This window comes from Sphingorhabdus sp. YGSMI21, from assembly GCF_002776575.1.
Classification (GTDB): domain Bacteria; phylum Pseudomonadota; class Alphaproteobacteria; order Sphingomonadales; family Sphingomonadaceae; genus Parasphingorhabdus.
In genome coordinates, this window is record NZ_CP022548.1 from 296,301 (window position 1) to 302,500 (window position 6,200).

The window sequence follows — 6,200 nt, forward strand, 5'->3', positions numbered from 1 at the left end:
CCGGAACGATGGCACTGCTTGTGGGATCGAAAGCTGAATGGCAACTATTTTCGCCAGATTTTCGATATAGGACAAGGCTTTAACTTTCGACTGGCGCAAATATAATGTCCGGGACACTCATTTCGCATAAACGCAAACAGAGTGATTTTCGCTTTCCCAGCAAGCGCCATCGACCGGAGACTTTTCGGCCACGCCCAGATAGGTCAGATCGCCATTGGCATCGCGAGCGGAAAGGCCGGCTGCGGTCTTGCTATCAAGTTCGGCCACGAAGGCGGTAATACCGTCGACAAAGGACTGGCCATTGGAACGTTTGACCGTGAAGCTTCCTCCCCCGTGGGGCATGAATTCGCAGTCGCCTTTAAATTGGGTATCGCCCGGTATGGATGTGATTTTGCAGTCGGCAGTTTTCACGGAAGGGGCTGCTTTTGACGGTGCGGTTGATTTGTCAGCTATTTCAACATCCTTCTTCTGGTCAGTTTCTGCTGCGTTCGTCTCTGCACTTTGGGCCAGTTCCGGCATCGTTGTGCTGACGTCGGTATTCAAGCTGGCCTGATTGGACATATTGTCGGGTGCCGCTTCGCCTCCAGCATCTTCAGCGCCACCGCAGCCAGTCAAAGCCAAAATCGCGAACAGACCGGTAATATTTTTCTTGCACATGTTCTCATATTCCTCCCGTTATCCCATTGCCCCAGTTGATCCTGCGGACGGTTTCACTCGACCGTTGTCCAGCCACCTGCCCCGTCTGGCCTGACGAGCGTCAGGGACCGTGGATCGATATCCTGATACACATCCTGCGAAAGCTGGAACCACCAGCTATAGCCTTGAAATACTCGCCAAAAGGATGAATTTCCCTCGTCGAGCCCAAACCGCCCGCAGGTGCTCCGCGGGCTGTCGCTGGACGATTTTGCCGCCTCTTCCGCGCCGACATCGACGACCAAGGCATCGGCTGTCCATCCGTCCAATCCCGCCGGACGCACAACGCATCGCTCGGCGGCCACCGGATCATCCATCGCGTCCCGGGCGTAGAAGAGAATATTCTGATGCGGTCGATCGGGTTCAGCGCCGCCGATGCGGATCAAAACTGTGTCTTCCTGCGCTTCGTTGGCAACCGCAGACCACGCAAGATTAAGGTCAGAAAAATGCGCGCCGCCAGCATATCCCAATCTAGCCTTTTTGCCATCGCAAGTGGCGGCAAGATAGAGCAATATATTATCTACTATCGCGGTCTCGTTGACCGACCAGTAGCAATGATCGGGGATCTGCGGGGCATCGCCGCCAGCAATATCGAGATAAATTCTCGCACGGTCTTCGCAAATACCGGTCACGGGAAGCGTCGGCCCGTCACCGGGGCAAAGCGACTGGCCGCCGGGCTCCTCCCCTGTCGCATCCGCGCTCGATAGCTGGATATCATGGGCGGGATTGCCAGTTGTTTCTTCAAAAGCGCGGGGGTTATTGGAACATCCCGCGAGCATCGCCAAAATTATCGCACAGATCAGATATTTTCGCATAGGACGTGCTCCATCGATAGCATCCCATAGCTTGACCGGCGAATTCCGTCATACCCAATATTGGGGATAAACCGGAATTAGTTGCTGTTCTTGTGGCTTCTTTTGATAGCCCTGAAGACAGAATCCCAGTGGCTATATATGAGCAGCTGTCCCGCTCCCTCCACAATTTCCAATGTTGTGCCGGGAACATTTGCCACAAAACATTCGGATTGGGATATGTGGACGATTTGGTCGAGATCACCGTGAAGAATGTGGAATGGTGTCTCCAGAAGTTTTGCTTCCTCGCTAAAATCCATGATGGCCAACAAGCAATCCTGACAAAAAGCCTCGACTCCCTGCTTCAGTCCCTCCTCACATCCCCGCGCCATCAATTCGAGAATTTCTGCATTTTTCAAAGCTTGCATATCCGCCGCACTATTTTGGCACAGCGACTGAATAAGCGTCTTTGCGTGCCCCTTGTCGATAAAAGCAACCGTAGCGCGCATGATAAGTGGCAGAAGTTGGGGCATATGCCTGGCGAGGCCCAGAATGAACCGCTGACGCTTGGGCATTTGCGCTGCCCACTCTTCACGCCATATCGGAGCGCGAGAAATGGCAAACAGACTTGAGACCGAGCGTGGATATAGGCGAGCGAAGCGCAGTGCAAATATGGCGCCAACCGTCTGCCCCGCAATCACAGCCTTCGAAATATCCAGCTGATCTAGCAATTCCTGAATATCAGCTGCGACATGATCCAGCAGCTGCTCGGCATCAATGTTTTTCAGATTATCGGAATTTCCGCAGCCGGGCCGATATGGCGCTATGATACGCAAGTTCATACGGCTTGCCGCCGCTATCGCATTTTGCGGCAATTCCACGCCATAGGGCATGTTATGGAGCATGATCACGGGAATGCCATCCGGACTGCCTTGCTCAAGATAGCTCATTTTCCGACCATCGCTCAAAATCATTTCGGCCGATGATCTAGGCGGCCTTGCCTCCTCGGCTACAGTCCCGCTGGTTCGGGCCAATTGCGATGATGTCAGCATGCCGGCTGAAAAGCCGCATAACAGCCTTACGATTGCGGGAACATCACGGGCATTTGTTTTCTTTTTGATCGATTTGATCTGGGATCTTAATGTTGCGATTGTTGAGTCACGTTCAGCAGCGATTTCCGGGAGCTGCATGCCGTTTGCAAGATGGACGGCGACACTTGCTTCCGCAGGCGTCAAACCATAGGCTTGGCGAAACAGGCTGGTCGTCGACGGGTCAAAACCCAAATTGACGATAGTGAGCAGGAATGACTTCTCGGCACGGCCGCTACCACCTGGCCGTTCGACATCGGCGACAGCCGGTATCTCCCTGACCATCAGACAGCTGTTCATCTTTTTCCCGGCGAACAGATGATCCGGTTCAACGAATATCTCCTGAACGGCGTCACTTCCGAAAAACTGCCGGATATCTTGCAGGACATGCTCGCTGACACCGCAATCGGCCAGAGTGAGACAGTCGTCACCGATCATCTGTCTTGCCAGATCATTCATCGCGACAATCTTCTCGGCCTGATCAAAAATCAGTGCGGGATTTGGCGTCGCGTCCAGCAATATCCGTTCGGCGGACTTCTCGGTCTTCTTGCGGCCAAGCAGCAGCTGGATATCATGGGCTCTTTGGAAATGCGCCATCAGCTCGGGATCAGCTCCCTGTTTGAGCGCATCGATATATTTGGCTGATTGATCGCTGAAAATCAGCTCATCCATCATATCCAGGGTTTCATAATATTGATCAGGGGACAAGGTCGCGGAATAGGCGGCCGATATCAGTTTCTCTCTATCCCGACCGGACATTGATGATTCCCCCTCCGTGCTTGCGGGTCAATCAGGGCATGCGACCTGCGCAGCACGGTCAACCAGGAGGATAGCGCAGATTCGGTCGCCAACCAAATATCTTTCAGCAGGTTATGACGGGCTTTCTCCAGACGCAGGAAAGCCTCGCTGTTTCGAGCGAGGCATGTTTTCGATGATTGTGTGTTTTGGTTGGTTGCGGGAGTAGGATTTGAACCTACGACCTTCAGGTTATGAGCCTGACGAGCTACCGGACTGCTCCATCCCGCGCCAACGTGTCTGGAGGCCTTGTGGGGCGGACCAGAAAGTAAAAAAGCGGCCGGCCCTATGAGGGACAGGCCGCTTTTGAAAAGGTGAATGGGTTATTTCCTCGTGACTACTGTTCATGCGCCTGCTGCAATGCCTGGCGACGTCCTACTCTTCCATGCCTTGAGACAAAGTACCATCGGCGCAACCTGGTTTCACGGCCGAGTTCGAGATGGGATCGGGTGGGGCACAGGCGCTATGGCCACCAAGCAATGAAGCAGGCGCATAAGCTGTAATCACGGGTCTTTTAATCGATGTGGCAAGATGATGCACGGTTTTTGATGCCGTGCATATTGACCATGGGCCGAGCCTAATTGTCCGTTCATCAGGCAACATGCTGTTTCCAACATTGTTGTTGATGGCGGGATTCTACAAGCGCGAATTGAGTAATTAGGACTGGTTAGCTTCATGCGTTACCGCACTTCCACACCCAGCCTATCAACGTGGTGGTCTTCCACGACTCTATGATAACTTATCTCGAGGGAGGCTTCCCGCTTAGATGCTTTCAGCGGTTATCCCGTCCATACATAGCTACCCAGCAGCACGCCTGGCGGCATGACTGGTACACCAGAGGTATGTTCAACCCGGTCCTCTCGTACTAGGGTCAACTCCTCTCAATTATCGACGCCCACGGCAGATAGGGACCAAACTGTCTCGCGACGTTCTGAACCCAGCTCACGTACCACTTTAATTGGCGAACAGCCAAACCCTTGGGACCTGCTCCAGCCCCAGGATGTGATGAGCCGACATCGAGGTGCCAAACGATTCCGTCGATATGAGCTCTTGGGAATCATCAGCCTGTTATCCCCGGCGTACCTTTTATCCGTTGAGCGATGGCCCTTCCACGAGGGACCACCGGATCACTATGACCGACTTTCGTCTCTGCTCGACTTGTCAGTCTCGCAGTCAGGCTGGCTTATGCCATTGCACTCTAACAGACGGTTTCCAACCGTCCTGAGCCAACCATCGCGCGCCTCCGTTACTCTTTAGGAGGCGACCGCCCCAGTCAAACTACCCGCCACAGAGGGTCCCTGATCCGGATAACGGATCTAGGTTAGACACCAGAAAACAATAGGGTGGTATTTCACATTATGGCTCCACTCGGACTGGCGCCCAAGTTTCAAAGCCTCCCACCTATTCTACACAATTCTTTCCTAATGCCACTCTGAAGCTGCAGTAAAGGTGCACGGGGTCTTTCCGTCTAACCGCGGGTACTCCGCATCTTCACGGAGAATTCAATTTCGCTGAGCATATCCTGGAGACAGTGGGGAAGTCGTTACGCCATTCGTGCAGGTCGGAACTTACCCGACAAGGAATTTCGCTACCTTAGGACCGTTATAGTTACGGCCGCCGTTTACTCGGGCTTCAATTCAGAGCTTGCACTCCTCCTCTTAACCTTCGAGCACCGGGCAGGCGTCAGACCCTATACGTCGTCTTGAAGCCGACTTAGCAGAGTCCTGTGTTTTTGCTAAACAGTCGCTACCCCCCAGCTTGTGCCCCCTGCCAAAAGTTGCCTTCTGACAGGGCCTCCTTCTCCCGAAGTTACGGAGGTAATTTGCCGAGTTCCTTCAGGATACTTCTCTCAAGCGCCTTGGTATACTCTACCTGCCCACCTGTGTCGGTTTAGGGTACGGTCTATATGGTGGAGCTATTTCCTGGAACCTCTTCGAAGCCTGATCAATCCAATAAGATCAGACAACACACGAGATCCGTCACATTCCACCAGGTCACGGAATATTAACCGTGTTCCCATCGACTACCCCCTTCGGGCTCGTCTTAGGGGCCGACTCACCCTGCTCAGATTAGCTTTAAGCAGGAACCCTTGGGCTTTCGGCGACAGTGCATCTCACACTGTTTGTCGCTACTCATGTCAGCATTCGCACTTCCGATACGTCCACCGTCGGTTACCCTTCGGCTTCATCCGCTTACGGAACGCTCCGCTACCGCTCAGAATAAATTCTGAACCCTAAGCTTCGGTGCATATCTTTAGCCCCGTTACATCTTCGCCGCAGGAACCCTTATTTAGACCAGTGAGCTGTTACGCTTTCTTTAAAGGATGGCTGCTTCTAAGCCAACCTCCTGGTTGTTTTGGGATTCCCACATGCTTTCCCACTTAGATATGACTTGGGGACCTTAGCTGTAGGTTAGGGCTGTTTCCCTTTTGACGACGGACCTTAGCACCCGCCGTCTGTCTCCCGGACTTGTCTCTATGGTATTCGGAGTTTGGTTAGGTTTGGTAGGTCTCGCGACCCCCTAGCCCATCCAGTGCTCTACCCCCATAGGAAAACATCCGAGGCACTACCTCAATAGTTTTCGCGGAGAACCAGCTATTTCCCGGCTTGATTGGCCTTTCACCCCTAAACACAACTCATCCAATAATTTTTCAACATTAAATGGTTCGGTCCTCCAGTGCGTGTTACCGCACCTTCAACCTGGTCATGCCTAGATCGCCGGGTTTCGGGTCTAATCCATCTAACTCAGTCGCCCTATTCAGACTCGCTTTCGCTGCGCCTACACCTAACGGCTTAAGCTTGCTAGATAGATTAAGTCACTGACCCATTATGCA

General features: G+C 53.1%; 3 protein-coding genes, 1 tRNA gene and 2 rRNA genes (1 of these 6 only partly in view). All 6 read right to left on the reverse strand.

Annotated features, from left to right (window positions below):
• Positions 1-117: 117 nt before the first annotated feature.
• Positions 118-657, reverse strand: a complete 540-nt coding sequence (locus tag CHN51_RS01405; RefSeq protein ID WP_100092424.1) for a hypothetical protein — start codon at positions 655-657, stop codon at positions 118-120.
• Between the two features lie 53 nt (positions 658-710).
• Entirely contained in the window at positions 711-1,508 is a 798-nt protein-coding gene (locus tag CHN51_RS01410; protein ID WP_100092425.1) for a hypothetical protein, read from the reverse strand.
• Between the two features lie 77 nt (positions 1,509-1,585).
• Complete coding sequence (locus CHN51_RS01415) at positions 1,586-3,091, reverse strand: alpha/beta fold hydrolase (protein WP_164088940.1); 1,506 nt, start codon at positions 3,089-3,091, stop codon at positions 1,586-1,588.
• 430 nt (positions 3,092-3,521) lie between these two features.
• Positions 3,522-3,598: transfer RNA gene (locus CHN51_RS01420), tRNA-Met, on the reverse strand.
• Between the two features lie 131 nt (positions 3,599-3,729).
• Positions 3,730-3,844: ribosomal RNA gene (rrf, locus tag CHN51_RS01425) — 5S ribosomal RNA — on the reverse strand.
• Positions 3,845-4,004: 160 nt separating this feature from the next.
• Positions 4,005-6,200, reverse strand: a 23S ribosomal RNA gene (locus CHN51_RS01430); it runs 619 nt beyond the window's last position.

Excerpts from the sequence above, each read along its gene's own strand:
- CHN51_RS01405 (WP_100092424.1), bottom strand. The coding sequence starts at position 657 with ATGTGCAAGAAAAATATTACCGGTCTGTTCGCGATTTTGGCTTTGACT.
- CHN51_RS01410 (WP_100092425.1), bottom strand. The coding sequence starts at position 1,508 with ATGCGAAAATATCTGATCTGTGCGATAATTTTGGCGATGCTCGCGGGA.